The organism is Micromonospora sp. WMMD1102, from assembly GCF_029626265.1.
Lineage (GTDB): Bacteria > Actinomycetota > Actinomycetes > Mycobacteriales > Micromonosporaceae > Plantactinospora.
Genome location: NZ_JARUBN010000001.1, coordinates 5422057 through 5447441, shown reverse-complemented (window position 1 = coordinate 5447441; position 25385 = coordinate 5422057). Strand labels below are relative to the sequence as shown.

Annotated in this window: 21 protein-coding genes and 1 tRNA gene; 14 read left to right on the top strand and 8 right to left on the bottom strand. The window is 73.1% G+C overall.

Annotated elements, in window-relative coordinates:
- Positions 1 to 190 precede the first annotated feature (190 nt).
- Entirely contained in the window at positions 191 to 745 is a 555-nt protein-coding gene (locus O7626_RS24380) for a hypothetical protein (RefSeq protein ID WP_278063431.1), read from the top strand.
- A 185-nt stretch (positions 746 to 930) separates the two neighbouring features.
- Positions 931 to 1596: a hypothetical protein gene (locus O7626_RS24375; RefSeq protein ID WP_278066531.1), complete on the top strand. Its 666-nt coding sequence runs from the start codon at positions 931 to 933 to the stop codon at positions 1594 to 1596.
- Between the two features lie 74 nt (positions 1597 to 1670).
- Here O7626_RS24375 and O7626_RS24370 read toward each other — a convergent pair whose 3' ends face one another.
- A complete protein-coding gene (locus O7626_RS24370; protein WP_278063430.1) occupies positions 1671 to 2327 on the bottom strand; it encodes a hypothetical protein in 657 nt (218 codons plus the stop codon).
- Positions 2328 to 2662: 335 nt separating this feature from the next.
- Positions 2663 to 4072, bottom strand: a complete 1410-nt coding sequence (gene gltX / locus O7626_RS24365; RefSeq protein WP_278063429.1) for a glutamate--tRNA ligase — start codon at positions 4070 to 4072, stop codon at positions 2663 to 2665.
- 195 nt (positions 4073 to 4267) lie between these two features.
- Between gltX and O7626_RS24360 the strand changes: the two genes are divergently transcribed.
- Positions 4268 to 4705 (top strand): SRPBCC family protein, encoded by a 438-nt coding sequence (locus O7626_RS24360; protein WP_278063428.1) that lies wholly within the window; start codon positions 4268 to 4270, stop codon positions 4703 to 4705.
- A gap of 59 nt (positions 4706 to 4764) precedes the next feature.
- On the opposite strand, the gene aceE is transcribed toward O7626_RS24360, so the two are convergent.
- Positions 4765 to 7521, bottom strand: a complete 2757-nt coding sequence (gene aceE, locus O7626_RS24355; protein WP_347404809.1) for a pyruvate dehydrogenase (acetyl-transferring), homodimeric type — start codon at positions 7519 to 7521, stop codon at positions 4765 to 4767.
- A gap of 190 nt (positions 7522 to 7711) precedes the next feature.
- Between aceE and O7626_RS24350 the strand changes: the two genes are divergently transcribed.
- Entirely contained in the window at positions 7712 to 8122 is a 411-nt protein-coding gene (locus O7626_RS24350) for a YjbQ family protein (protein ID WP_278063427.1), read from the top strand.
- A gap of 78 nt (positions 8123 to 8200) precedes the next feature.
- On the top strand, positions 8201 to 9835 hold the full coding sequence (locus O7626_RS24345) for a DUF4139 domain-containing protein (RefSeq protein WP_278063426.1): 1635 nt from the start codon (positions 8201 to 8203) through the stop codon (positions 9833 to 9835).
- A gap of 123 nt (positions 9836 to 9958) precedes the next feature.
- On the opposite strand, the gene O7626_RS24340 is transcribed toward O7626_RS24345, so the two are convergent.
- Positions 9959 to 11611, bottom strand: coding sequence for an alkaline phosphatase D family protein (locus O7626_RS24340; RefSeq protein ID WP_278063425.1), 1653 nt, complete (start codon positions 11609 to 11611; stop codon positions 9959 to 9961).
- Between the two features lie 202 nt (positions 11612 to 11813).
- Between O7626_RS24340 and O7626_RS24335 the strand changes: the two genes are divergently transcribed.
- The 5 genes from O7626_RS24335 (at position 11814) to O7626_RS24315 (ending at position 16652) form a co-directional block, all read left to right on the top strand.
- Positions 11814 to 14315 (top strand): transketolase C-terminal domain-containing protein, encoded by a 2502-nt coding sequence (locus O7626_RS24335; RefSeq protein WP_278063424.1) that lies wholly within the window; start codon positions 11814 to 11816, stop codon positions 14313 to 14315.
- A gap of 110 nt (positions 14316 to 14425) precedes the next feature.
- Positions 14426 to 14863 (top strand): DUF3052 domain-containing protein, encoded by a 438-nt coding sequence (locus O7626_RS24330; RefSeq protein WP_278063423.1) that lies wholly within the window; start codon positions 14426 to 14428, stop codon positions 14861 to 14863.
- Positions 14864 to 14966: 103 nt separating this feature from the next.
- On the top strand, positions 14967 to 15431 hold the full coding sequence (locus O7626_RS24325) for a peroxiredoxin (RefSeq protein WP_278063422.1): 465 nt from the start codon (positions 14967 to 14969) through the stop codon (positions 15429 to 15431).
- Between the two features lie 83 nt (positions 15432 to 15514).
- Positions 15515 to 15586, top strand: a tRNA-Val gene (locus O7626_RS24320).
- A 367-nt stretch (positions 15587 to 15953) separates the two neighbouring features.
- Complete coding sequence (locus O7626_RS24315) at positions 15954 to 16652, top strand: DUF4142 domain-containing protein (protein ID WP_278063421.1); 699 nt, start codon at positions 15954 to 15956, stop codon at positions 16650 to 16652.
- A gap of 99 nt (positions 16653 to 16751) precedes the next feature.
- On the opposite strand, the gene O7626_RS24310 is transcribed toward O7626_RS24315, so the two are convergent.
- On the bottom strand, positions 16752 to 16964 hold the full coding sequence (locus O7626_RS24310; protein ID WP_278063420.1) for a hypothetical protein: 213 nt from the start codon (positions 16962 to 16964) through the stop codon (positions 16752 to 16754).
- A 57-nt stretch (positions 16965 to 17021) separates the two neighbouring features.
- A complete protein-coding gene (locus O7626_RS24305) occupies positions 17022 to 17345 on the bottom strand; it encodes a zinc ribbon domain-containing protein (protein WP_278063419.1) in 324 nt (107 codons plus the stop codon).
- Positions 17346 to 17615: 270 nt separating this feature from the next.
- On the opposite strand from O7626_RS24305, the gene O7626_RS24300 reads away from it, so the two are divergent.
- Both O7626_RS24300 and O7626_RS24295 read left to right on the top strand, forming a co-directional pair.
- Positions 17616 to 20804: a DEAD/DEAH box helicase gene (locus O7626_RS24300; RefSeq protein ID WP_278063418.1), complete on the top strand. Its 3189-nt coding sequence runs from the start codon at positions 17616 to 17618 to the stop codon at positions 20802 to 20804.
- On the top strand, positions 20804 to 21721 hold the full coding sequence (locus tag O7626_RS24295; RefSeq protein WP_278063417.1) for an SWIM zinc finger family protein: 918 nt from the start codon (positions 20804 to 20806) through the stop codon (positions 21719 to 21721). The genes O7626_RS24300 and O7626_RS24295 overlap by 1 nt, the downstream gene beginning before the upstream one ends.
- 60 nt (positions 21722 to 21781) lie before the next feature.
- On the opposite strand, the gene O7626_RS24290 is transcribed toward O7626_RS24295, so the two are convergent.
- Positions 21782 to 22036, bottom strand: a complete 255-nt coding sequence (locus tag O7626_RS24290; RefSeq protein ID WP_278063416.1) for a DUF3040 domain-containing protein — start codon at positions 22034 to 22036, stop codon at positions 21782 to 21784.
- A 565-nt stretch (positions 22037 to 22601) separates the two neighbouring features.
- Positions 22602 to 23255, bottom strand: a complete 654-nt coding sequence (locus O7626_RS24285; RefSeq protein WP_278063415.1) for a bifunctional DNA primase/polymerase — start codon at positions 23253 to 23255, stop codon at positions 22602 to 22604.
- 260 nt (positions 23256 to 23515) lie between these two features.
- Here O7626_RS24285 and O7626_RS24280 point away from each other — a divergent pair, with 260 nt between their 5' ends.
- The gene (locus O7626_RS24280; RefSeq protein ID WP_278063414.1) at positions 23516 to 24748 is read left to right on the top strand and encodes a helix-turn-helix domain-containing protein; all 1233 of its coding nucleotides are present in this window, start codon (positions 23516 to 23518) and stop codon (positions 24746 to 24748) included.
- Positions 24749 to 24770: 22 nt separating this feature from the next.
- On the top strand, positions 24771 to 25340 hold the full coding sequence (locus O7626_RS24275; RefSeq protein ID WP_278063413.1) for a flavoprotein: 570 nt from the start codon (positions 24771 to 24773) through the stop codon (positions 25338 to 25340).
- The last annotated feature ends 45 nt before the right edge of the window (positions 25341 to 25385 follow it).

The following is a 25385-nucleotide window of genomic DNA, read 5'->3' as shown; positions in this document are numbered from 1 at the left end:
TCGACTCCGTCGAAGGGTGTACGGGTACCTCTTTCGACGGATCCGGATCTCCGTACCGGTGCCGAGGCCCGGCGCCGGCGCCCCGCCGAGACTGGTGGCAGTGGCCGGGTGCGGGCGCCGAGCGGCGTGCCGGCACCGGGACGGCGGTGCCGTGCAGCGCGGTGCCGCACAGGAGCGGAGGGACACGGGGATGCTGGCGGTGATCGCGGCGGGCGAGATCGGGTTCTGGGTACTGCTGGTCGCCGGCCTGGTCGCGCGCTACCCGCTCCGGATGCCCCGGCTCGGCGCGCTGCTGCTGCTCGGTACGCCGGTGATCGACCTGGTGATCCTGGTCGTCACCGTGCTCGACCTGCGGCGCGGTGCCACCGCGAACTTCACGCACGGGCTGGCGGCGGCGTACCTCGGCTTCTCGGTGGCGTTCGGGCACAGCATGATCCGCTGGGCCGACCAGCGGTTCGCCCACCGCTTCGCCGGGGGACCGCCGCCGACGAAGCCGCCGGCCGGCGGCTGGGCGAGGGCCCGGTACGAGTGGCGGGAGTGGGGCAAGGGGCTGCTGGGCTGGGCCATCGCCTGCGGCCTGCTCGGCCTCGGCATCCTGATGGTCGGCGACCCGGACCGGACCGCCGCGCTGCTGGCCTGGATCGTCCGGTTGACCGCCGCGATCGTGATCTGGCTCGTCGTCTTCCCGGTCTGGGCGACAGTCTTCCCGAAATCCACCCGGAGCCGGAGGTTGACCGGTTCGTGACCTGGATCTTCCGCGGAGCGGGATGCAGGAGTTTCTCACCACGGTGGCGTCGAACTCGTCGTCCGGGACCAGTACGGTGACATGGTCCCGGCGATGCGCTTTCCCGCACTGGCTGACCGACGACGGTGCGGGCGCCACCCTGTCGGGGCGACCGCTTACCCGGCGGCGAGTGTGAGGAGGCCTGGATGGCGCATGACGCCGAGCGTGGCTGTTCGGAGGACGAGCAGGATTCGCTGCTAGGCGATCATGGGCCGGTGTCCCCGCTCGGCCCGGTTGGCCGGTTCCGCTGGGTCTGCGGCGCCAGCGCGGCGCTTCCGGCGGGCCCGCTCGCCGGGTCGTCCGCCCGGCCCGGCGCCGAGCCGGGGACGGCTGGTTGCGCGGACGGCCCCGACGAGCCACCTCGGGCCGCCGACCCGGACGATCCCTCCGACGCGGCACGCCCGGCGGCGAGGACCGGGACCCGGCCGGCATCGGAGGCGAGGACCGGCACCCGGCCGGCGCCCGGGGCAACGGACGAGCAGGCCGGGGTCTCCCGACCTGTCGAGCCGGGGGAGGGGGACGTGCTGGCGCCCGCACCGGGCGGCCCGGAGCACGCCGGTCCCGACCCGGGACGGCCGGTCGACCGGTCGAGGCTGGTGCCCCGACCCCGGCCGGGAGAACCGGACGGCGACGACCAGGACCGGCCCGCCCGTGCCGTCGGCCCGGCGGAGACGTCGACCGTGCAGGCCGATGGGCGTACGCCGGGTTGTCAGACCGATCTGCCGGGCTGGGCCGGAGCGCACCGGCACGGCGCCGTACGCCCGTCGCGCCGTTCCGTCCGCCGCGACCGCCCGCCACGCCGCTGGTGCTGACCGCCCGCACCCCGCTGGAGATTTGATCGCCCGTCGGCCGTGGCCCAGGGCAGCAGATCGTGGAGGGCGCGGTGTCAGCGGGTCCGGCGGCGTACCAGCAGGGCGATGCCGGCCAGCCCGAGCGTGATCGCGAGCAGCACCGCGCCGTTGAGCAGCATCAGTCGCCGCAGCTCGCCGAGGAGCCGGTCGACGTCCCTGCCGGTGCCGATCGCGTCGTCCGGGATCACCCGTTCGCCGCCGCCGATCCCGCCGCCGTGCAGGCTGCTGACCGCCTGCTCGGGCAGCGGCGCACCGGCCGCCAGCAGGGTCTCCGCCATGGTCAGCCGGCCGAAGAACCAGGCGGCGCCGGGCTTGCTCTTGTCCGGCTGCTTGGCCGGTCGATAGACCCGCGGCCCGCCCTTGGCCAGCGGGTAGAGGTCGTACGACTGCTGGGCGACGTCGCCGGCGTGCAGCACGATCGTGTATTTCGGGCCGAGGTCGGCGGCCTTCAACCCGGCGCTGTTGCCGCCGCCGGTCTTCAGGAAGCCCACCTGGTCGAGGAGTCCGGCGAACAGGTCGGGCTCGCCCCGGGCCTGGACGGTCACCGGGGACGGCAGGTCCTTGCCGGAGATCACCACCGCGGTCGGCTTGGCCGGCTTCGCCTGGGCGGCTCCGGCGATCCCGAGCCAACTGGTCGCCGCGATCAACAGCGTAGCCACTCCGACGAGTCGACGACTCACCTCTCCGGCCATCGCCGACCTCCTCGCCCCGTCTCGATGGTGGCCATGATGCAGGTCACGCGCTGGTTGGTCGGTGGAGCGCACGGCAGGCGTCCCAGATGGACCGCCGTACTCTCTACAAAGACTCCGCAGAACGCCGCTCGGTTGCACCTCGACGAGCAGTAATTGGAACTATCTGCGATCTATGGTCGACGAACTCACGAGCCAATGATCACCTGGCGAAATCGTAGCGGGATGTAGGGGACCATGGGGGCCCGGGTCACCCTCTTGACATCACTGGTGCGCAGCGTCATGGCGCTGGTGCCCAGCGTGCTACTCAAGTAAAGGCCGCCGGGGAGCGTCGGCGTTCAGACCAGCCGGAGCCGGGCGGCGCGCAACCGGGCGAGGGTGCGCTCCCGGCCGAGTACGGCAAGTGACTCGAAGAGCGGCAGCCCGACGCTGCGACCGGTGACGGCCACCCGGACCGGGGCCTGTGCCTTGCCGAGTTTCAGCCCCCGGGCGGCGCCGACCTCCTCCAGGGCCGCCTTCAGCGGCTCGGCCGCCCACTCCGGCAGCGCCTCGAAGGCGGCGGTCGCCTCGTCCAGCAGCTCGGCCGAACCCTCCTTCATGCTCTTCGCCCAGGCCGCCTCGTCGACGAGCGGCGAGTCGAGGAAGAGGAAGTCGACGTTCGGCACGATCTCGCCGAGCACGGCGATCCGGGTCTGGGCCAGCGGCGCCACCGCGGCGAACGCGGCCGGGTCGAAGTCGGCCGGCTGCCAGGGCGGCGGGGCGATCGTGTCGGTGCCGGTCAGCCACGGCTGGCAGGCCGCGACGAACTCGTCGGCCGGCAGCGCCCGGATGTACTCGCCGTTGAAGGCCCGCAGCTTCTTCTCGTCGAAGAACGCCGGCGACGGGTTCACCTCGGCGAGCCGGAACTCGGACTCGATCACCGACCACGGCACGATCTCCCGGTCGCCGGAGGGAGCCCAGCCGAGCAGCATCAGGTAGTTGCGCATCGCGTCGGCGAGGTAGCCCTCGTCCCGGTACGCCTCCAGGGCCACCTTGTCGCGCCGCTTGGAGAGCTTCTGCCGTTTCTCGTTCACCACCACCGGCACGTGTGCCCAGACCGGCGGCTTGACCCCGAGGGCGTCCCAGAGGAGCTGCTGCTTGGGTGTGTTCGGCAGGTGCTCCTCGGCCCGGATCACGTGCGTGATGCCCATGACCATGTCGTCGACGACGTTTGCCAGCAGGAAGACCGCCGAGCCGTCGGCGCGGGCGATGACGAAGTCCTCGATCAGCCTGTTCTCGAAGGTGGGCTCGCCGCGTACCAGGTCGACGACCACGGTCTCGCCCTCGTCCGGGGTGCGGAACCGCAGCGCCCGCCCCGGCCCCGGCTCCAGGCCGCGGTCCCGGCAGAAGCCGTCGTAGCCCTGGTACTGCGAGCCGGTGCGGGCCTGCACCGCCTCCCGGGTGCAGTCGCAGTAGTACGCCCGGCCGGAGCGGTGCAGCCGGGTGGCGGCGTCGCGGTGCTCGCCCGCGTTCGCGGACTGGAGGTACGGCCCCTCGTAGCTGCCCCGGGCGATCCCGATCCAGTCCAGCGCGGAGAGGATGCCCTCGGTCCACTCCGGCCGGTTGCGGGCCGCGTCGGTGTCCTCGATCCGCAGCACGAAGACCCCGCCCTGCTGCTTGGCGAAGATCCAGTTCTGTAGGGCCGAGCGGGCACCGCCGACGTGGAACATCCCGGTCGGGGAGGGGGCGAAGCGTACGCGTACCGTCACGGCCTCCAGCCTACGCAGCCGCCCGGGGTGGCCCGCGACCAGGTTTCCCGGCGGCCATCGGGGCGGGCGCGGCGATCGGCGAATTCCACGACGGTAGTTCTTCCGGCGTGTCGATGGGCAATCGTCCGTTTTCGTCCGTAATCGTGAATAAGCTGCCAATGGTCACGGGTTGTCCGCAATGGAGGCGACTGAAGGATGATGCTCATCGAACGCAGCACGCGGGTCGACGCGCCGATCGAGGCGGTGTGGGACCTGGTCCAGCGGGCCGAACACCTGCCGGGCTGGCTGGCCGGGGTACGCCAGGCCGAGGTCCTCTCCGGGGAGGGGATCGGCCGCCGGCAGCGGGTGCACGGGCCGGGCCGGGCGCTGGACGCCGAGGTGATCGCATACCAGGAGCCGACCCTGATCGCCTGGCGCGAGCGGGCCGAGGGCTCCGGCGCCCGGGCCGAGGCGCGCACCGAGGTCTACGTCGAACTGGCCCCCGAGGACGACGGCACCTCGGTACGCCTGATCATGGTCCGCTGGCCCGCCGGCCCGGTCAGCGGGGCGCTGCTGCGCTGGGGGATGCGCCGGGTCGGCGCCGACCTGGAGGGCTCGCTCGCCCGGCTCACCGGGCTGGCCACCGTCGGCTGAGGGGCGGGTCGTCGCCGCTGCGACGCCCCGCCCCCAGGGTGCGGATCAGGTGTGGACCGTCAGGAGTCCCCGCCGGTCTCGCCCACCGGCGCCGCCGCGATGTCGTCGATCGCGTACTTCTTCGCGGCCTCGGCCGGCGCCGACGACGGCACCACACCGCGCCGGGCCAGCTGCCGCAGCGCCGCCACCGCCACCGACTCGGCGTCGACGTGGAAGTGCCGGCGCAGCGCGTGCCGGGTGTCCGAGAGCCCGAAACCGTCGGTGCCGAGCGAGGTGTAGTCGCCGGGAATCCACCGCGAGACCAGGTCGGGAACGGCCCGCATCCAGTCGCTGACCGCCACCACCGGTCCGTCGGTGTCGGCCAGCTTGCGCTGGACGTACGGCACCCGCGGCTCGTCGCCCGGATGCAGGAGGTTGTACTCCTCGCACTCCACCGCGTCCCGGCGCAGCTCGGTCCAGGAGGTGACCGACCAGACGTCCGCCGCCACCCCCCAGTCCTGGGCCAGCAGCTGCTGCGCCTTCAGCGCCCACTGCATGCCGGTGCCGGAGGCGAGAATGTTCGCCCGGGGCGCGTCGCCGCCGTCCTGCCCCTGCACCGAGGGGGCCGGCGAGTACCGGTAGATCCCCTTGAGCAGGCCCTCGACGTCCAGCTCGGCCGGCTCGACCGGCTGCAGGATCGGCTCGTTGTAGACGGTCAGGTAATAGAAGACGTTCTCCGGCTGCTCGCCGTACATCCGGTGCAGGCCGGCCTCGAAGATGTGCGCGATCTCGAAGGCGAACGCCGGGTCGTACGCCACCACGGCCGGGTTGGTCGCGGCGATCAGGTGCGAGTGCCCGTCCTCGTGTTGCAGCCCCTCGCCGTTCAGCGTGGTACGCCCGGCGGTGGCGCCGAGCACGAAGCCCCGGGCCATCTGGTCGGCCGCCGCCCAGAACGCGTCACCGGTGCGCTGGAAGCCGAACATCGAGTAGAAGATGTACAGCGGGATCATCGGCTCGCCGTGCGTGGCGTACGACGAACCGGCGGCGGTGAACGAGGCCACCGAACCCGCCTCGTTGATCCCCTCGTGCAGGATCTGCCCGGTGGTCGCCTCCTTGTAGGACAGGAACAGCTCCCGGTCCACCGAGGTGTACTTCTGGCCGTGCGGCGAGTAGATCTTCTGGGTCGGGAAGAGCGAGTCCATCCCGAAGGTCCGCGCCTCGTCCGGGATGATCGGCACGAACCGCTTGCCGAACTCGCGGTCCTTCATCACGTCCTTGAGCAGCCGGACGAACGCCATGGTGGTGGCGATCTTCTGCTTGCCGGAGCCCTTCTTGACGTCGGCGAAGCGCTCGCTGCCCGGCACCGGCAGCGGTGCCGGATCGGTGCGCCGGCTCGGCAGGTAGCCGCCGAGCTGCTGGCGCCGCTCGCGAAGGTATTCCATCTCCTCGGACTTCTCGCCGGGGTGGAAGTACGGCGGCAGGTAGGGGTTGGTCTCCAGCGCCGAGTCGGGGATGTCCAGGTAGAGCCGGTCCCGGAAGCTCTTCAGGTCGTCCAGGGTCAGCTTCTTCATCTGGTGCGTGGCGTTGCGGGCCTCGAAGCTCGACCCCAGCGTCCAGCCCTTGATCGTCTTCGCCAGGATGACGGTCGGCTGGCCGGTGTGCCCCACCGCAGCCTTGTACGCCGCGTAGAGCTTGCGGTAGTCGTGCCCGCCCCGCTTGAGGTTCCAGATCTCGTCGTCGCTGAGCCCCTCGACCATCTTGCGGGTCCGCGGGTCACGGCCGAAGAAGTGCTCCCGGACGTACGCCCCGGACTCCGCCTTGTAGGTCTGGTAGTCGCCGTCCGGCGTGGTGTTCATCAGGTTGACGAGCGCGCCGTCGGTGTCCGCCGCCAGCAGCGGGTCCCACTCCCGGCCCCAGACCACCTTGATCACGTTCCAGCCGGCCCCCCGGAAGAACGCCTCCAGCTCCTGGATCACCTTGCCGTTGCCCCGGACCGGGCCGTCCAGCCGTTGCAGGTTGCAGTTGATCACGAAGGTGAGGTTGTCCAGTTCCTCGCGGGCCGCCGCGCCGATCGCGCCGAGCGACTCCACCTCGTCCATCTCGCCGTCGCCGAGGAACGCCCAGACGTGCTGGTCGGAGGTGTCCTTGATGCCCCGGTGCTGGAGGTAACGGTTGAACCGGGCCTGGTAGATCGCGTTGATCCCGCCCAGCCCCATCGAGACGGTGGGGAACTCCCAGAAGTCCGACATCAGCCGCGGGTGCGGGTAGGACGGCAGCCCGCCGCCCGGGTGCGACAACTCCTGCCGGAAGCCGTCGAGCTGGTGCTCGGTCAGCCGCCCCTCCAGGAACGCCCGTGCGTACATCCCGGGCGAGCCGTGGCCCTGGTAGAAGATCTGGTCGCCGCCGCCCGGGTGGTTCTTGCCCCGGAAGAAGTGGTTGAAGCCGACCTCGTAGAGCGACGCCGAGCTGGCGTAGGTGGAGATGTGCCCGCCGACGCCGATCTCCGGCCGCTGCGCCCGGTGCACCAGCATCGCGGCGTTCCACCGGATGTACGCCCGGATCCGCCGTTCGATGTGCTCGTCCCCCGGGAACCAGGGTTCCTGCTCCGGCGGGATGGTGTTGATGTAGTCGGTGGTGGTCAGGGGCGGCACCCCGACCTGGCGCTCCCGCGCCCGCTCCAGCAGGCGCAGCATGACGTAGCGGGCGCGTTTGGCGCCGCGCTCGTCGATGACACCGTCGAGCGACTCGACCCACTCGCTGGTTTCTTCGGGGTCGATGTCCGGAAGCTGGCTCGGCAGGCCGTCGCTGATCACCGGGCGCTTGCGTTCCGTGGCCACAGGCGTTCCCTAGGTTGTGTGTGGGATAGGTCTCTAGCGCCATCCTGCCTCCTCATGCCTGGCTCCGTCACGTCTGGGCGGGGCAGAGGCGACGCGCGACACAGGTACCAGGGGGTAACTTTCCGGCAACACGGCGTTCTTTCGCCCGGGGAGACTCAAGATCGCTTCGGGGGTCGGGGAGACTAAGCGGATGCAGAGTGAGGTGATCACCATCCGGACCGGGTCCCGGCCCGTGGTCCGGGACATCACCGGGGAGGCCGAGCAGTTCCTCTCCGGCCGGGGCGACGGGCTGCTGCACGTCTTCGTGCCGCACGCCACCGCCGGCCTGGCGATCATCGAGACCGGGGCCGGCTCCGACGACGACCTGCTGACCGCACTGGACGAGCTGCTTCCCACCGACGACCGCTGGCGGCACCGGCACGGTTCGCCGGGGCACGGGCGGGACCACGTGCTGCCGGCCTTCCTGCCACCGTACGCGACACTGCCGGTGCTGGCCGGACGGCTGGCGCTGGGCACCTGGCAGTCGATCTGCCTGGTCGACCCGAACGGCGACAACCCCACCCGGCAGGTCCGGTTCTCCTTCCTCCCCGTTGCTGGTTAGGCGGGGGCCCTTCCTCTACCAAAAGCGATAACAAGGGGCCCTTCCTTCCACCCCGCAGGGGTGGGTAGCGTCGCGCCGATGACACCACCCTCGCCTCCCGTCGACGCGCCGATAGTCGCCGTGACGGTCTATCCGGACCGGGCCCGGATCACCCGCCGCGCCGACCTGCGGCTGCCCCCCGGCGAGCACCGGGTCCGGATCGGAGCACTCCCGCTCGGCCTGCTCCGCGAGTCGCTGCGGGTCGGCGGGCACGGGCCGGCGACCGTGCTCGGGGTGGACGTGGTGACCGAGGTGCTGCCCCGGGCCACCGAGGGGACCGCCGCCGAGCTGGCACAACGGCGTCGGGAGATCGCCGCCGAACTCGCCGAGCTGGCCGACGCCGAAGCGGTCGAGGGGCAGCGCGCCGACTTCCTGGCCCTGCTCACCCAGCGGGCCGGCGCCAGCTACGCCCGCGCGCTGGCCGCCGGGGACGCCACCCCGGGCGACGTGGCCGGGTTCACCGACTCGGTCGCCGAACAGACCGCCGCCGGCCAGGCCCGGCGCCGGGAGCTGGCCCGCCGCCAGGAGGAGGCCCGGGAGCGGCTCGCCGCGGTCGAGCGGGAGATCGGCGCGCTGGCCGGTCGCCGGTCGCCGGACCGGCTGGCCGCCGAGGTGATCCTGCGGGTCGAGGCGGACGGCGACGGCGGCCCGGCCGACCCGGAGCCGACCGCCGAGGTCCAGCTCGAACTCTCGTACGTCGTGCAGGGCGCCGGCTGGACCTCCTCGTACGACCTGCGGCTGGTCGAGGAGACCCTCACACTCACCTGGTTCGGGCTGGTCAGCCAGCGCACCGGTGAGGACTGGCCGGAGTGCGAGCTGCTGCTCTCCACCGCCCGACCGGCCACCGGCACCGAACTGCCGGAGTTGGAACCGTGGTACCTGCACCAGGCGGAACCGGTGCTCCGGACGGCGCAGGAGGCCGGTCCGGTCCGGGCCCGGGTGGCCGGTGCACCGGTACCCGATGGCGGGCCGGCCCCGGCGGCGGCCGGCAAGGCGCGCGGGGCCGGGCCGCCGCCGCCCCCGGTGGCGCAGCCGACCGCCACCCTGACCCAGGGCGTGCAGGCCGCCACCTACCGGCCGGCCCGTCCGGTGGCGGTACCCGCCGACGGGGGCGCGCACCGGGCCGTCGTCGCCGTACTGGAGCTGGCGGCCCGGCTCGACCACGTCACCGCGCCGGTGCGTACCCCCGGGGCGCACCTGCGGGCCACCGCCGTCAACGGCTCGGAGCACACCCTGCTGCCGGGGCCGGCGTCGGTGTTCCACGGCGCCGACTTCGTCGGTGGCACGACGCTGCCGACCCTGGCGCCGGGCGAGGAGGTGGAGGTGGCGCTCGGGCTGGACGACCGGATCCGGGTCAAGCGGGAACTGGTGCGGCGCAGCGACACCAGGGCGACCCTCGGCTCGACCCGGCGCCGCGAGGTCGAGTACCGGATCAGCGTGGTCAACCACACGCCCAGGGCGGCCCGGCTGACGGTGCGGGACCAGTTGCCGGTCTCGCGCGGCGACGGGATAACGGTCCGGGAGCTGCGCCTCGACCCGCCGCCGGACGAGCGGGCCGCGCTCGGCGAGCTGGCCTGGCACGTCGAGCTGCCGCCCGGCGACTCCCGGGACATCGTCGTCGGGTTGCGGGTGGAACTGGCCAAGGGCGTCGAACTGCTCGGCTGGCGCGAGTAGCGCCCGCTCGACGCGGGGCGGGCGGATGGACAGTCGCCGGCCGGCCCGGACCCGAACCGGGCCGACCGGCGACCGTCACGGCCGGCCCGGCGGGACCACCGGGCCGCACCTGGCGGGCGGCGCTCAGGGCCGCAGGTTCTCCCGGGCCGCCGTCTCGGCCGCCTGGTCCACGAGCGACCGGGCGGCGGCGGTGGCCGGGGCGACCGGCCGGTCGTACGTCTGGTGCAGCCCCGGCACCCGGTCGGACACCACGAACGACGCCCGGGTGTACGCCGGCGCGCCAGGCGTGTTCACGTACGGCAGCACCTTGAAGTCGGCGGTCAGCTCCCGCGCGGTGAACCGGGTCAGCACGTAGCCGCGCTGGTTGTTGTGGAACCGCAGGTGCGGGTTGTGCGGGAAGTACGGGTGGCTGCCGGTCACCGAGTCGGCGCCGTTGCCGCCCGAGGTGATCGACGAGCAGACCAGCTCGGTGCCGACCGTCCGCGAGGTCGGGTCGTCGTAGTCGAGTTTCAGGTCGTCGGCCCAGTGCGCGTGCACGTCACCGGTCAACACGACCGGGTTGCGGACCTTCGCCGCCACCCAGCCCCGGGTGATCCGGTCCCGGGAGGCGGCGTACCCGTCCCAGCTGTCCATCGAGGTGAACTTCGCCGGGCCGGCGTCGGTGTCCCGCTGGCCGAAGAAGACCTGCTGGCCGAGGACGTCCCAGCGGGCGTCGGAGCGGCGGAAGCCGTCGAGCAGCCAGCGCTCCTGCTCGGCACCGGTGATCGAGCGGGCCGGGTCGAGTGCGGCCGGGCAGTCCCTGGTGCCGTCGCCGCACGCCTGGTCGTCCCGGTACTGCCGGGTGTCGAGCATGTGGAAGTTGACCAGCCGCCCCCAGCGGAGCCGGCGGTAGAGCTGCATGTCGATGCCGTGCGGGATCGAGCTGCGGCGCAGCGGCATGTTCTCGTAGTACGCCTGGAACGCCGCCGCCCGGCGGGCCAGGAAGTCCGGCTGCGGGATCTCCGGCTTCTCGTGGACCTCGTCGGCCCAGTTGTTGTCCAGCTCGTGGTCGTCCCAGACCACCACCCAGGGCGCCACCTGGTGCGCGGCCCGCAGGTCCGGGTCGGACTTGTACTGCGCGTGCCGCTGCCGGTAGTTCGCCAGGGTGACCGTCTCCGGCCCCTCGTGGTCGCGCGGGTTGCCGCCCGGGGCGACGTAACTGCCCTTGGCGTACTCGTACTGGTAGTCGCCGAGGTGCAGCACCAGGTCCGGCTGCTCCTCGGCGAGCCGGCGGTAGGCGGTGAAGTAGCCGTGCTCGAACTGCGAGCAGGAGGCGAACGCCATCGTCAGGGCGCCGCCGAGCGTCCAGGGCGCCGGTGCGGTGCGGGTCCGGCCGACCGGCGAGGTGTGCCGCTCGGCGTGGAACCGGTAGAAGTACTCGCGTCCGGGCGGCAGGCCGGTCAGTTCGACGTGCACGGCGTGCCCGGACTGCGGGCGGGCCACCGCCGTACCCCGGCGTACCACATGTCGGAACCGCTCGTCGGCGGCGAGTTCCCAGCGGACCGGGACGGCCCGGTCCGGCATCCCGCCGAGGCCGTCTTCGGCCAGCGGGGTCGGCGCGAGCCGGGTCCAGAGCACGAAGCCGTCGGCGTCCGGGTCGCCGGAGGCGACGCCGAGGGTGAACGGGTCGGCGGCCAGCGGCCGGGCGGCGGCGGCCGCGGCGGGCAGGCCGGTCACCGCGCCGGCGGCCCCGACCGCGGCGCCGGTGAGCAGGAGGGTACGGCGGGACAGAGCCATCGAGATCTCCCAAGATCCGGTGGACGGGCTGGAAGCAGCCTGGCGACCACCGGTTCATCGATTCGATAGTCCTGACGACGCCGGATGGAACAGGAGGTGAACCGAAGACGCCCGGCCGCCCAGGGTCGGCCGGGGCCGGCCGTCGGGGCGGACATGGGCGGTTGTGACGTGTCTGAGTGGTCACGGGTGGCCGGCGTCGGTAATGCTGTCGGACGTGACCACCCCCCAAGATCTCGACGAACGGTTCCGGGAGGCGGTCGGCGCCATCGAGGTGTCGGCGACCGGACGCACGGCCGCCGAACCGGTCCGGGACGGCGGCACGCTCGACGGCCGGACGGCGCTGGAACTCTTCGACGCCCAACTGGTCAGCCGGCATCTCGATCTCGCGGCCCGCTGGCTGCGCAGCTTCGGCGAGGGTTACTACACCATCGGCTCCTCCGGGCACGAGGGCAACGCCGCGGTGGCGCTGGCGGTCCGGCCGACCGATCCGGCCCTGCTGCACTACCGCTCCGGCGCCTTCTACTGCGCCCGGGTCGCCCAGGCCGACGCCGAGGACCCGGCCACGCCGAGCGGCCGGGCCGACGGCGCGGTGCACCGGGTCGGGGTCGCCGAACGGGTGGCCGAGGTGATGCGCGGCCAGGACGGCAACGCAAGCTCCGGCGCGAACCCCGCCGACCCCCGGTCCGACGACGAATCCGAGGCCGGCGCGCCGGCGGCGATCCTGGAGGCCGCCCGGGACGTGCTGCGCGGGGTGGTGGCCTCCGCCGACGAGCCGATCGCGGGCGGCCGGCACAAGGTCTTCGGCAACGCCGCCGTCGCCGTCGTACCGACCACCTCCACCATCGCCTCGCACCTGCCCCGGGCGGTCGGGATCGGTTTCGCCATCGAACGGCTGCGCCGGCTCGGCGACGGCCGGGGGCGGTCCGCCGGCGGCCGTCGGGTGGCCGGTGCCGGTGCGGCCCGGCAGCGCGGCGAGGCCGAGTCGGCCTGGCCGGCCGACGCCATCGTGGTCTGCTCGTTCGGCGACGCCTCGGTAAACCACGCCACCGCCGTCGCCGCCTTCAACACCGCCGGCTGGTGCGACCACACCGGACTGCGCCTCCCGGTGCTCTTCGTCTGCGAGGACAACGGGCTCGGCATCAGCGTCCGGTCGCCGGACGGCTGGGTGACGCAGGCGCTGCGGGCCAAGCCCGGCATCCGGTACTTCTCGGCGGACGGCTGCGACCTGGTCGAGACGTACGACGTGGCGGTCGAGGCGGCCGCCTGGGTGCGCCGGCACCGGCGTCCGGCCGTACTGCACCTGTCGACGGTGCGGCTGATGGGGCACGCCGGGGCGGATGCCGAGCTGGCGTACCGCAGTGCCGCCGAGATCGCCCGGGACGTGGCCCGGGACCCGCTGGTGGGCAGCGCCCGGCTGCTCGCCGAGGCGGGCGTACTAACCCCGGAGGAGTTGATCGCCCGCTACGACGAGGTCGGCTGGCAGGTCCGCAAGGTCGCCGAGGAGGTGCTCGGGGAGCGCAAGCTGGACAGCGCGGCGGACATCGTGGCGCCGCTGGCGCCGAGGCGCCCGGTCCGGGTAGCCCGGGCGGTCACCGACGCCGCCGGCCGGGCCGCCGGGCCGGCCGCCGCCGCCCGGAACGCCGCCTTCGACGGCAAGCTGCCGGAGCAGGCCGGGTCGCTGACCCTGGCCCAGACCATAAACGCCGCGCTCGCCGACGGGCTGCTCGACTATCCCGGCATGACCGTCTTCGGCGAGGACGTGGCGGTCAAGGGCGGGGTGTACGGGGTCACCAAGGGCCTGCGGGACCGGTTCGGCGCCCCCCGGGTCTTCGACACGCTGCTGGACGAGACCTCGATCCTCGGGCTCGGTCTCGGCGCCGGGCTGAGCGGGATGCTGCCGGTGCCGGAGATCCAGTACCTCGCCTACCTGCACAACGCGGAGGACCAGCTCCGGGGCGAGGCGGCCACCATGCAGTACTTCTCCCGGGGCGCCTACCGCAACCCGATGGTGGTCCGGATCGCCGGGCTGGCGTACCAGGACGGGTTCGGCGGGCACTTCCACAACGACAACTCGCTCGCCGTACTCCGGGACGTGCCGGGGCTGGTGCTCGCGGTGCCGTCCCGGGCCGACGACGCCGCGCCGATGCTGCGCTCCTGCCTGGCCAGTGCGGCGGTGGACGGCAGCGTCTGCGTCTTCCTGGAGCCGATCGCGCTCTACCACACCCGCGATCTGCACACCGACGGCGACGGGGAGTGGCTCGCCCCCTACCTCGGGCCGGGCGGCTGGACGGCCAGCCACGTCCCGATCGGCCGGGGCCGGGTGTACGGCGTCGGCTCGGCCGAGGACGTCACGATCATCACGTTCGGTAACGGTGTTCGCATGTCGCTGCGGGCGGCGGCGAAGCTGGCCGAGGAGGATGTCGGCACCCGGGTGCTGGACCTGCGCTGGCTGGCACCGCTGCCGGTGGCGGACATCATCCGGGAGGCCCAGGCCACCGGCCGGGTGCTGGTCGTGGACGAGACACGCCGGTCCGGCGGGGTCGGCGAGGGGGTGGTGGCGGCGCTGGTCGATGCCGGTTTTGTCGGATCTGCCCGTAGGGTAGCTGCTATCGATACCTTTGTCCCGCTGGGTCCGGCCGCCAGTACCGTGCTGGTCTCCGAAGAGGCCATTACCCAGGGTGCCCGAACGCTGCTGGCACGGTAAATTCCCTTCGACTCGGTGTGCCACTTGCGCGCGGCGGGACAACTGTGTGGACTTTGCGTCATCGGCGTCACCCGGATGCCGCTGGCAGGGAGATGAGGAGGCACGTGACAGTGAGCGCGACCGCTGGTCAGGCCGCCGACGGCGTACGGAGCGTGGCGGACCGGTTCGGCATCGAGTCGGGGATGGTCGTCATGGAGATGGGGTACGACGACGACGTCGACCAGGATCTCCGGGACGCCCTGACCGATCGCTGCGGAGAGCTGGTGGACGAGGACACCGACGAGGTCGTGGACTCGGTGCTGCTCTGGTACCGCGACGGCGACGGTGACCTGTTCGAGATGCTCGTCGACGCCCTCGGCCCGCTGGCTGGCAACGGCGTGGTGTGGCTGCTGACTCCCAAGGCCGGCCGGGACGGGCACGTCGAGCCGAGCGAGGTCAGCGAGACGGCGGTCACCGCCGGCCTCCAGCAGACCTCCACCGTCAACGCCGGCAAGGACTGGAGCGGAGCGCGACTGGTCCTGCGTCGAGGCGCCAAGGCGAAGAAGTAGCCGGGCCGGGGCCGGAGAAACAGCCCGGACGCCGCACCCGTACGGCCCAGCCGGCCGATCCGCGTGATCAGCCGGTCAATGCCCCACGACCAGGGAGGACCGCATGCCGATCGACGTCGGTGCCGAGGCGCCGGACTTCGTGCTCAAGGACCAGAACAACCAGCAGGTGCGCCTGTCCGACCTGCGGGGTCGGCGGGCGGTGCTGCTCGTCTTCTACCCGCTCGCGTTCACCGGCACCTGCCAGGGTGAACTCGCCGAGGTGCGGGACAACCTGCACGAATACCAGAACGACGATGTCCAGGTGTTCACCGTCAGCGTCGACTCGGTGTACGCGCACAAGGTCTGGGCCGAGCGGGAGGGCTACCAGTTCCCGATGCTCGCCGACTTCTGGCCGCACGGCGGGGTGGCCCGGGCGTACGGCGTCTTCAACGAGAACGCGGGCTTCGCCGACCGGGGCACGTTCGTGATCGACAAGGCCGGTACGGTGCGCTTCGCCGAGTGCAACGGCCCCGGGGAGGCGCGTGACCAGGCCGGTTGGCGCAAGGCCCTGGCGGCGGCGCTGGCCTGAACCCGGCCCGCTGGGTGAACTGGGTGGAGCGGGTACCGGGGCGGCAGGTAAGCTTGCCGCCGCCGGTGGCCGTCAGGCACTCCGGGCGCGTAGCTCAGTGGGAGAGCACTCGCCTTACAAGCGAGGGGTCGCAGGTTCGAAACCTGCCGCGCCCACCCAACCCCTTCTGTCCGCCGGAGACCCTGCCGGGAATTGTCACCCCGGGTCATCGCCGTACTGCGCGACGTGGTCGGCCGCCTCGCTTCCGGTGGACTTTCCCCGTCCCGTCCGGCTGGCCGGCGCGACGCGGCGGGAAAAGCGCAGGTCCGGCCCGTCGTCCGTGGTTCCGCCCGGCGGCGCCGAGGCTACCCGCCGGTATAAATTTCCTTTAAATATGCCCTAAGCTTCGCTCTGCCCGGCCTTCCGAGATTGACTCATAAGCGCGCGCCGCAATACCGTCCTGGCCGACAACTCCATTGCCACTCTGGCGCCGCTTTATGGGAGGTTGAGTACGTGGCCACGGCCCGATCTGCGGTAAAGGGAATGCGCCGGACGGCCGGCCTGCTGGCTGGCCTGGTAGTCGGTCTGCTCGTGCTGCCCGGTGCGGCCAACGCAGCCCCGGCCGGGCCGACCCAGCTCGGCGCGGCCGACATGACACTGCTCAGCGGGGTCCGGCTGGCCGGGCTCTGGGAGATGCCGGCCGGGCAGATGGCCGCCGAGAAGGGCGAGAGCCAGCGGGTCCGGGAAATCGGCGCCGAGATCGCCAAGCAGCACGTCGAACTGGACCAGCTCACCGTCGAGGCGGCGAACAAGCTCGGCGTCCAGTTGCCGACCGAGCCGACGGCCCAGCAGAAGGGCTGGCTCGACGAGATGACGAACGCCACCGGGGCGCGGTTCGACCGGATCTTCGTGGACCGGTTGCGGGCGGCGCACGGGGCGATCTTCCCGGTCATCGGCGCGGTCCGGTCCGGCACCCGCAACGAGACCGTACGCACGCTCGCCGAGCAGGCGAACGGCTTCGTGCAGACCCACATGACCCTGCTGGAGAGCACCGGCCTGGTGCGGTACGCCGAGCTGCCCCCGGTGGTGGTGCCCGCCCCGCAGGACCAGTCGCTGGCCGCCAACGCCAAGGCGAACGCGGAGTTCGGCACCGGCCTGAGCACCACGATCATCTGGGCGGTACTGCTCGGTGCGCTCGCCCTGGGCGGCGTCGCCACGGTCCGGGTCTTCCGCGGCAAGTAGCGGCGGAACGGACAGAGCCGGTCCGGGGGACGACCCGGGCCGGCTCGACGCGGGTCCACGGACGGAATCCGTGCGTGGCGACGGGCGGGAAGGGACTGCTCAGGACGGTGCGGGTCCGCGCCACCGGTACAGCCAGGGTGGCCCCTCGCCGGTGTCCGCCGCCTCCAGCTCGTAGATCTCCGCCTGGGCGAGTCCGTCGTCGATCAGATGGTGGTGGGTGAGCGGCGGACGGCCGTGCACGTCGAGGTCGACCAGCACCGTGCCACCGTCACCCACGCCGCCGACCAGCGGGATCTCCGTGGAGCCCTCCATGGGGCCATCCTGCCGCCGGAACGTCCCCGCCGCAGGGGATCGCCGCACCCGGGCGTTTCACCGCCACTGGTAGTGCAGGTCGGCGACCCGCACCCCGACGCTGACCCGGGCGAGCAGGGCGGCCAGCAGCGCCGGTCGCCGGTCCTGCGGCACATCCCGGGCCGCGTCCCCGTACGTCGCCGTGACGTGCGCCCAGACGGCCTGCTCGGCCTGCTCCGCCGGAATCCACGGCCGGGGGCACTGCCGGCGGGGGCAGCCGTAGTAGCGGCGCCCGCTCGACGAGAAGGACGGGATCAGCAACTCGTCGCAGGGCCCGCAGGAGAGCAGTCCGCGCAGCAGGTAGCGTCCGGGCGTCGCCCGCTTCACGATGGGGAAGTCCATGGTCACCGCCTCACCTCGTGATGCCGACGCATCCATGCCTGTCGTCATCTTCTCCGTTGGTACGGCCAGCGGGGCGGAACTGTTCGATTCGTGACTGGGTAAATGCCGGAATTCGCCAGTCGGGTGTGCACGCCCGGGGCGGGAGCGGCCGGCCGGCAGCGCTCCGGGACGTCGACGCTCGCCGTGCCGGCGAGGCCCCGGCGGCGGTGACGGGCGGGGTGCTAGAAAGGGAGCCGCCCGCTGACCCCACGGCCGAGAAGGGACCTCTGCGTGCTGGTCGTCCACGCGTCGTGGCTGGCCGGGGGCCGGCTCGCGGTGTGGGGTGAGAACTCCACGCTGCCGGTCCGGCCGCCGCGCCGGCCCGGCCGCCCGCCCCGGCACCGGCCGCACCCGTTCGCCGCCGGCCACGCCGGGCTGGCCGGTGTGCTCGGCGAACTCGCCGCAAAGGCGACCACCGGCAGCGTGCTGCTCGCCCTGCCGACCCGGGCCGGCGCACCCGTCGACTCGGCGGAACTGGTCCGGACCGAGCCGGCCGAGCCGGGCCGCGCTTCCGTCGGACTCGCCCCGTGGCGGGTGCCGGTGCTGGAGTACGACGCGGACCACGCGCTTCCGGTGCTGCTCGCCTGCGGCCCGGACGAGCCGCTGGGTGCCGGGGGAGCACCCGCCGACCGGCGGCGGCCGGCCGGCCGGAAACCCGACGGCTCGGCGAGCCTGCCGGTCCGGGGTGCGTCGTTGCGCCACCTCGCCGGGCTGGCCGGGTTCGCGGTCGAGCTGGTGCGCCGGGGCAGGACCCTGCCCGGCCTCGCCACACCGGACGGGGCCGGCTCGGCCCGCGCGGTGTGGCGCCCGCTGCTCAGCGGGGCCGACGCCCGCTGGGCCCGCGCGTTGGCCATGGCGCTGCCGCCCGCGGCCCGCGCCGCCCTGCCGGACGGCGATCCCGGCGCGGGTGGCTCGGCGGCGGAGATCGTCGCGGACGCCCTGGACGCGCTCACCGACGCCGCCGCCCGGACGGCCCTTGAGGGCGTACGGCTGATCGGGGCCGGTCGGGCCGGTGCCGCCGACGCCGCCGTCCGGAGCTGGCTGCGGGCGCTCACCGGGCGGCAGCGGGAGTTCACCGCCGCACCGGAGGCGGTGGCCGTCCTCGACCGGGAACTACGAACCTGGCAGCGGGACGCTGCCGGCAGCCCGGTACGGGCCTGTTTCCGGCTCGTCGAACCACCCGCCCCGATCGAGATCGACCTCGGGGCGGGGGAGCTGGCTGAGCTGGTCGAGTCGGGCGGGGCAGAGCGGTGCTGGCGGCTGGAGTTCGCGCTCCAGGCGGCCGACGAGCCGAGCCTGGTGGTCGGGGCGGACCGGATCTGGGCCGCCCGGGGCGACCTGCGGGCGCTGGCCCGGCACCTGGCCGCCCCGCAGGAGACCCTGCTGACCGAGCTGGGCCGGGCGAGCCGGCTCTGGCCGGAACTGGACGACGCGCTCCGGACGGCTGCTCCGGAGGCGCTGGAGCTGGACACCGAGGGAGCACACCGGTTCCTCCGGGACGGGGCGCCGGTGCTGCACGCCGCCGGGTTCGGCGTGCTGCTGCCGTCCTGGTGGCAGCGGCCCGGCGCCCGGCTCGGTGCCCGGTTGCAGGCCCGGGCGCGTACCGCGCCGACCGCGCCGGGGACGGTCGCCGCGCGCAGCGCACTCGGGATGGAGGCGCTCGTCGACTACCGGTGGGAGCTGGCTCTCGGCGACCAGCCGCTCTCGGCCGCCGAGCTGCGGGCGCTGGCCACGCTCAAGACACCGCTGGTCCGGCTGCGCGGCCAGTGGGTCGAGCTGGACGCGAAACGGCTCGCCGCCGGGCTCCGGCTGCTCAAGGCCGGTGGCGAGCTGACCGTTGCCGACCTGCTCCGGCTGGGACTGGCCAGCCCGGACGACGATCCGGAGGCGTTGCCGGTGCTCGGGGTCAGCGCCGACGGCCCGCTCGGGGACCTGCTCGCCGGCCAGGCGGAGCGGCACCTGACACCCCGGGACGCGCCGGAGAGCTTCCGGGGGACGCTACGGCCGTACCAGCGGCGTGGGCTGGCCTGGCTGGCCTTCCTCCAGTCGCTCGGGCTCGGCGGCATCCTCGCCGACGACATGGGGCTGGGCAAGACCATCATGATGTTGGCGCTGCTCGCCGGTGACCCGGCCGAGGCCGGCCCGACCCTGCTGGTCTGCCCGATGTCGCTGGTCGGCAACTGGCAGCGCGAGGCGGCCCGGTTCGCGCCCGAGCTGCGGGTACACGTACACCACGGTGCGGAACGGCCGCGCGGGGCGAAGTTCACCGCGGCGGTCCGGGACGCGGACCTGGTGCTCACCACCTACTCGGTGGCGGCCCGGGACGCCGCCGCGCTGGCCGAGGTCGACTGGCACCGGATCGTGGTGGACGAGGCCCAGGCGATCAAGAACGCCGCGACCCGGCAGGCCGCCGCGATCCGCTCGCTGCCCGCCCGGCACCGGGTGGCGGTCACCGGTACGCCGGTGGAGAACCGGCTCGCCGACCTCTGGTCCATCATGGAGTTCGCCAATCCCGGCCTGCTCGGCGCCGCGACCGCCTTCAAGAAGCGGTACGCCGAACCGATCGAGCGGCACGGCGACGACGAGGCGGCGGCCCGGTTGCGCCGGATCACCGGCCCGTTCGTGCTCCGCCGGGTCAAGACGGACCGCTCGATCATCACCGACCTGCCCGAGAAGCTGGAGATGGAGGTCCTCTGCAACCTCACCCGGGAGCAGGCGTCGCTCTACCAGGCGGTGGTGGACGACATGATGGCAAAGATCGAGTCCTCCGAGGGCATCGAGCGGCGCGGGCTGGTGCTGGCCACCATGACCCGGCTCAAGCAGGTCTGCAACCACCCCGCCCAGGTGCTCCGGGACGGCTCGGGGCTGCCCGGCCGCTCCGGCAAGCTGGCCCGGCTGGAGGAGATCCTCGACGAGGTACTGGCGGCCGGCGAGAAGGCACTGGTCTTCACCCAGTACGCCGAGTTCGGCGGGATGCTCCGGGCCCACCTCGGCGCCCGGTTCGGTCGCGAGGTGCTCTATCTGCACGGCGGCGTCGGCAAGGCGGACCGGGACGCGATGGTCGCCCGGTTCCAGGACCAGGCCGCCGGCCCCGCTCTCTTCGTCCTCTCCCTCAAGGCCGGCGGCACCGGGCTGACCCTGACCGCCGCCAACCACGTCGTACACGTCGACCGCTGGTGGAATCCGGCCGTCGAGGACCAGGCCACCGACCGGGCGTTCCGGATCGGCCAGCGCCGCGCGGTGCAGGTACGCAAGTTCGTCTGCGCCGGCACCGTGGAGGAGAAGGTGGCGGCGATGATCGCCGAGAAGCGCGGACTGGCCGCCCGGATCGTCGGCGGCGGCGAGCAGTGGCTCACCGAACTCTCCACCTCGGAACTGCGCCAGCTGTTCGCCCTCGAGCGCGGGGCGGTGGTGGAGTGATGGCCGACTTCCGCGAGTACGGCCGGCCGCGCAGGGTCGACGGTGGACTGCGCGCCCGTACCGCCCGGGGGGCGATCGGGCAGTCCTGGTGGTCCCGCCGCTTCCTCGACGTACTGGAGTCGTTCGCGTTGGGCACCCGGCTCACCCGGGGCCGCTCGTACGCCCGGGCCGGGCAGGTCGTCTCGCTGGACGTGGCACCGGGCGAGGTGACCGCCGTGGTGCAGGGTTCCCGGGCGAGGCCGTACCAGGTGTCGATCCGGTTCCGGCCGCTGCCCGAACGGGTCTGGAGCCGGCTCGAAACCCTGCTCGCCGCGCAGGCGCTGTTCAGCGCGCGACTGCTGGCCGGTGACGTACCGCCGGAGCTGGAGTCGGTCTTCGCCGAGGCGGGTGCGCCGCTCTTCCCGGCCGGCGTCGACGAGTTGACCCAGCGCTGCGACTGCCCGGACTTCGCCGTGCCGTGCAAACATCTGGCCGCGGCCTTCTATCTGCTTGCCGAGGCGTTCGACGCGGACCCGTTCCAGCTGTTGCACTGGCGGGGGCGCGACCGTGCGCGGCTACTCGCCCGGCTGCGGGCGCTGCGCGGCACCGGCCCCGGCGACGGAGAGCACGACCGGTTGGCCGGACGCGTCGACGCCGATGCGGTCGACGCGGATGCGGTCGAGGCCGATGCGGTCGGCCCGCCGTCGGTCGGTGCCGGGCTGGCCCTCGCCGACCTGCCGGGCGAAGCGCTGGCCGGGCTGCTCGACCGGTTCTGGGTCGCCCCGGTGCCGCTGCCGGACCGGCCGCCCACCCTGGCGACGGAGCCGGACCTGCTGCTGCGCCAGCTCGGCCCGCCGGGCGCGGCGATCGGCGGGCCCGGCCTCACCGAGCGGCTGCGTCGTGGCTACACCCGGTTCGGTGCCGGCGACCCGGACTGACCGACCGCCCGGCCGTCGCGACCGGCCGGGGCGGCTGGGCGGGCGCCCGCCGTTCCCGGCTCAGCGGTTCCGCCGGGCCTGCCACATCAGTAACGTGGCCGCCACCAGCACCGCCGGGGCGATCGCGACGGCCAACCAGCCGCCGAGCACGACCAGGGCCGGTACGGTGGCCCAGAGTACGAAGGTCAACACGAGTATCAGCCGAGCGCGGCGCAGTCTGCCCCGGTCGCCGAGCCGGGCGACGAACCCGGGGTCGGTCATCCGGAGCTGGTGCGTGATCTCGTCGAAACGGCGCTGATCCTCTTTGCTGAGCATGGCGTGGGCCCTTTCCTCAGGCGTCAACCAGTCCGGCGCCGGATTACCCGGTCAGGGGCGGCTCTCACGCTGCTCCTGGCCCTGCTACCAGGCCGTACGGCTGCCCTCCACAGCCGTACCGGCCCGCGCCGGCCCGGTCCGGCCGATAGCGGCAGAACCGGCGCAGGTCGGTCGGAACCGGGCGTCCGGCCCGGCAGCCATCCGGCGTCCGGGCCTGGACGGCCTCGGTGTCCGGGCCCTGGCGGCCGCCGCCCCTTCGGCCCGCCCCTTCGGCCCGCCCCTGCGGCCCGGTGCGTGCGGCCCGGTGCGTGGGCCAGGCGCGTCGCCGACCCCTTGCCGGCCGGAGGGTGATACCTCGCAGGAAGACTGTCGAGCTGGGCGCACAGACGGGGCGCGACAATCCGGACATTGGCCCGGACTCGCCGGACTCGCTGACTCGCCGGACTCGCTGAATCACTGAAGCGCTGGGCGCACAGGCGGGGCAGCTCGACAGTCTCCGTGCGGACAACCGTCCAGCCCGGCGTTGATCGCGGGCTCGGCGGCCCTGGCCTACGGGCGCAGCGCCTCAGCGGCCCTGGCGCGGGGCGGGCAGGTGCGCCGGGAAGAGCGGCTCGGGCAACGACGGTGCGACGGCGTCCAGCGCGTCGACGAGAAGCTCCTGGACGGCGTACGGGTCGGCGAGGCGCCAGCGGGTCTCCTCCGGCGAGACCACCCAGCGCACCGTCCCCTCCGGCAGCCGGGTCGGCGGGGCCGGGATCCACGAAGCGAGGCCGTGCCGGAGCACGTCGAGACTCTGCTCCAGCTCGGGCCGGAGCGGCTCGCCGGGGCGTACCAGGAACATCCACCGGCCGCCCGGTGTCACCGCGACCGGCCCGTGGACCTCGTCGGAGACGGTGCCGAACAGCCGGGGTCGGGCCTGCTCCAGCGCGAACCGGCCCAGGCAGGCGGGTGCCTCCAGCACGTCGAAGGCGCGGCCGGTGGCGAGCAGGATCGAGTGTGGCCGCAGCCGCCACCAGGTGGCGACCCGGGCCGGGTCGGCGGTGGCATGCTGCTCCCACTGCTCCAGCGCCGGATGACAGCCGGTGGTCGGGCAGCCGGCCCGGCCGCACACGAAGCGGTGCCGGGCCAGACATGCGCCGGGGGTGACCTGCCAACCGTGCCCGGCGTAACGGAGCGCGATCCGGCGCAGCCGGACCCGGTCGAGCTGGACGAAACGCACCGAACGTGGACGGACTCTCTCCCACATCTCCGTGAATCCCTACTCTCATCGATTTCCGCCGGTTCCGCAGGTCGAAGCCCGTCACTGGCGTATGACGCGGTCGTTTGTCCGGGCAGACAGCCGCAAGTTGTATCGGAAGCTATGAGCGGTCGTCTCCGGAGGGACGTACACGTTGTGCGACCGGCACGGACGTGAGTCGCACCCCCGTTTCGCACCGGCTCGGGCCCCCTGACCCGCCGACGCAGAAAGGAGGGCCGGACGTGGACGAACTGCCGATCGGGCGACGCGTCGCCTACTGGCGCGGTCGCCGCAAGATGTCGCAGCAGGTGTTCGCCGATCGGCTCGGGAAGTCGAAGAGCTGGGTGGACAAGGTCGAGCGCGGCGTACGCCGGCTGGACAAGTTCTCCGTGCTGTACGAGATCGCCGACGTACTCCAGCTCGACGCCCAGCTTCTGCTCGGCAAGGCGCCGGAACGCCAGCCCGACGGGCTCACCTGCATCGACGAGGTGGAGGTGGACGAGATCCGCTCCGCCCTGGAGCGGTACGACTCGATGAGCTCGTTCTTCGCCGCCGCCCCGCACCCGCCCTCGCTCGCCGAGATGGCCAAGTCGGTGAACCACGCCTGGCTGACCTTCCAGTACGCCCGGTACGGCGTACTGAGCCGGGCGCTGCCCAAGCTGCTGCGGGACGCGCAGGCGCTGGACAGCCTCACCGGCGGCGACGACTCCGGCAAGGCGGCACACCTGCTCGGGCAGGTCTACCAGATCGCCTCGTCGGCGCTGCGCAAACTCGGCGAGTACGAGCTGGCCTGGCTCGCCGCCGACCGTTCGATGGCGGTCTCCCAGCGGGCCGACGACCCGCTGCTGGCCGGGGTGGCGACCTACCGGGTCGGCAACGCCCTGCTGGCGCTCGGCCGGGCCCGGCCGGCGCTGGAGGTGAACGTGAGCGTCGCGAACCGTCTCGCGCCGGGCGGCGCCAACGACGCCACACCGGCCCGGCTCTCGGTCTACGGGATGCTGCTGTTGCAGGGGGCGATGGCGGCCGCCCGGATGGGCGACAACAACACCGTCAAGGACCTGGTCAACGAGGCCCAGGAGGCGGCCGACCGGCTCGGCGGTGACCAGAACCTCTACTGGACCAGCTTCGGCCCGACCAACCTGGAGCTGCACCGGGCGGCGGCGGCGGTGGAACTCGGCGAGGGCGGGAACGCGGTGCAGACCCACGAGCAGACGATCATGCGCGGGGACGGTTTCAACGCGCTGCTGCCGGAACGGCGGGCGCACCACATGCTCGACCTGGCCCGCGGCTTCGCCCAGATCGGCGACCTGGACCGGGCGGGCGAGGCGCTCGTCGACGGTGACCGGCTCGCTCCGTCCGAGATCCGTTGCCGGCCGATCGCGCACGAGGTGATGTCGAACGTACTGCGTCGCACAAGGGGTGCGCCGCCGGCCCCGATTGCGGAGTTGGCTGAGCACATGGGAGTGGGAGTATGACCGCGCTGCGGGGGATCGTCCGGTGACGGGGTCGGACGGATCCCGCGTACTGTACGTGCTCGCCTGCGGCTCGCCGCTGACCCGGCACGTCGGACGGCTGGTGGGTGCTGCCCAGCGGGACGGCTGGGACGTGTGCGTGGTGTTGACGCCGGACGGGACGAAGTTCGCCGACGTACCGGCGCTGGGGCGGCAGACCGGTCATCCGGTGCGGTCGACGTACAAGGACCCCGGTGATCCCGACGTGCTGCCAGAGCCGGACGCGATGATCGTCTCCCCGGCGACGGTGAACACGATCAACAAGTGGTCCGCCGGGATAGCCGACACGCTGGTCCTCGGCCTGCTGGTCGAGGGGCTCGGCAAGGGGTTGCCGATCGTGGCGATGCCGTTCACGAACGCCGCGATGGCGGCCCATCCGGCCTTCCTGACCAGCCTGGCCCGGCTGCGCGACTGGGACGTCACGGTACTCTTCGGCGACCACGTCGTGCCGCTGCACCCGCCCGGCACCGGGGAGCGCTACCTGGACAGGTTCCCCTGGGAGATGGGGGTGACCGCGCTGCGGTCCAGGTTCTCGGTGAGCGGCCAGCTCGGCTGAGCCCGGTCGGCTCGCGGGAGCCGGTCAGCTTGCCGATCCAGTACC

What these genes read in the sequence shown, in the direction of transcription:
- O7626_RS24290 (WP_278063416.1), bottom strand. Translation starts at nt 22,036, where the DNA reads ATGCTCAGCAAAGAGGATCAGCGCCGTTTCGACGAGATCACGCACCAG.
- O7626_RS24305 (WP_278063419.1), bottom strand. Translation starts at nt 17,345, where the DNA reads ATGGACTTCCCCATCGTGAAGCGGGCGACGCCCGGACGCTACCTGCTG.
- O7626_RS24335 (WP_278063424.1), top strand. Translation starts at nt 11,814, where the DNA reads ATGCTGTCGGACGTGACCACCCCCCAAGATCTCGACGAACGGTTCCGG.
- O7626_RS24325 (WP_278063422.1), top strand. Translation starts at nt 14,967, where the DNA reads ATGCCGATCGACGTCGGTGCCGAGGCGCCGGACTTCGTGCTCAAGGAC.
- O7626_RS24370 (WP_278063430.1), bottom strand. Translation starts at nt 2,327, where the DNA reads ATGGCCGGAGAGGTGAGTCGTCGACTCGTCGGAGTGGCTACGCTGTTG.
- O7626_RS24375 (WP_278066531.1), top strand. Translation starts at nt 931, where the DNA reads ATGGCGCATGACGCCGAGCGTGGCTGTTCGGAGGACGAGCAGGATTCG.
- O7626_RS24295 (WP_278063417.1), top strand. Translation starts at nt 20,804, where the DNA reads ATGGCCGACTTCCGCGAGTACGGCCGGCCGCGCAGGGTCGACGGTGGA.
- O7626_RS24315 (WP_278063421.1), top strand. Translation starts at nt 15,954, where the DNA reads ATGCGCCGGACGGCCGGCCTGCTGGCTGGCCTGGTAGTCGGTCTGCTC.
- O7626_RS24340 (WP_278063425.1), bottom strand. Translation starts at nt 11,611, where the DNA reads ATGGCTCTGTCCCGCCGTACCCTCCTGCTCACCGGCGCCGCGGTCGGG.
- O7626_RS24350 (WP_278063427.1), top strand. Translation starts at nt 7,712, where the DNA reads ATGCAGAGTGAGGTGATCACCATCCGGACCGGGTCCCGGCCCGTGGTC.
- O7626_RS24310 (WP_278063420.1), bottom strand. Translation starts at nt 16,964, where the DNA reads ATGGAGGGCTCCACGGAGATCCCGCTGGTCGGCGGCGTGGGTGACGGT.
- O7626_RS24345 (WP_278063426.1), top strand. Translation starts at nt 8,201, where the DNA reads ATGACACCACCCTCGCCTCCCGTCGACGCGCCGATAGTCGCCGTGACG.
- O7626_RS24360 (WP_278063428.1), top strand. Translation starts at nt 4,268, where the DNA reads ATGATGCTCATCGAACGCAGCACGCGGGTCGACGCGCCGATCGAGGCG.
- O7626_RS24380 (WP_278063431.1), top strand. Translation starts at nt 191, where the DNA reads ATGCTGGCGGTGATCGCGGCGGGCGAGATCGGGTTCTGGGTACTGCTG.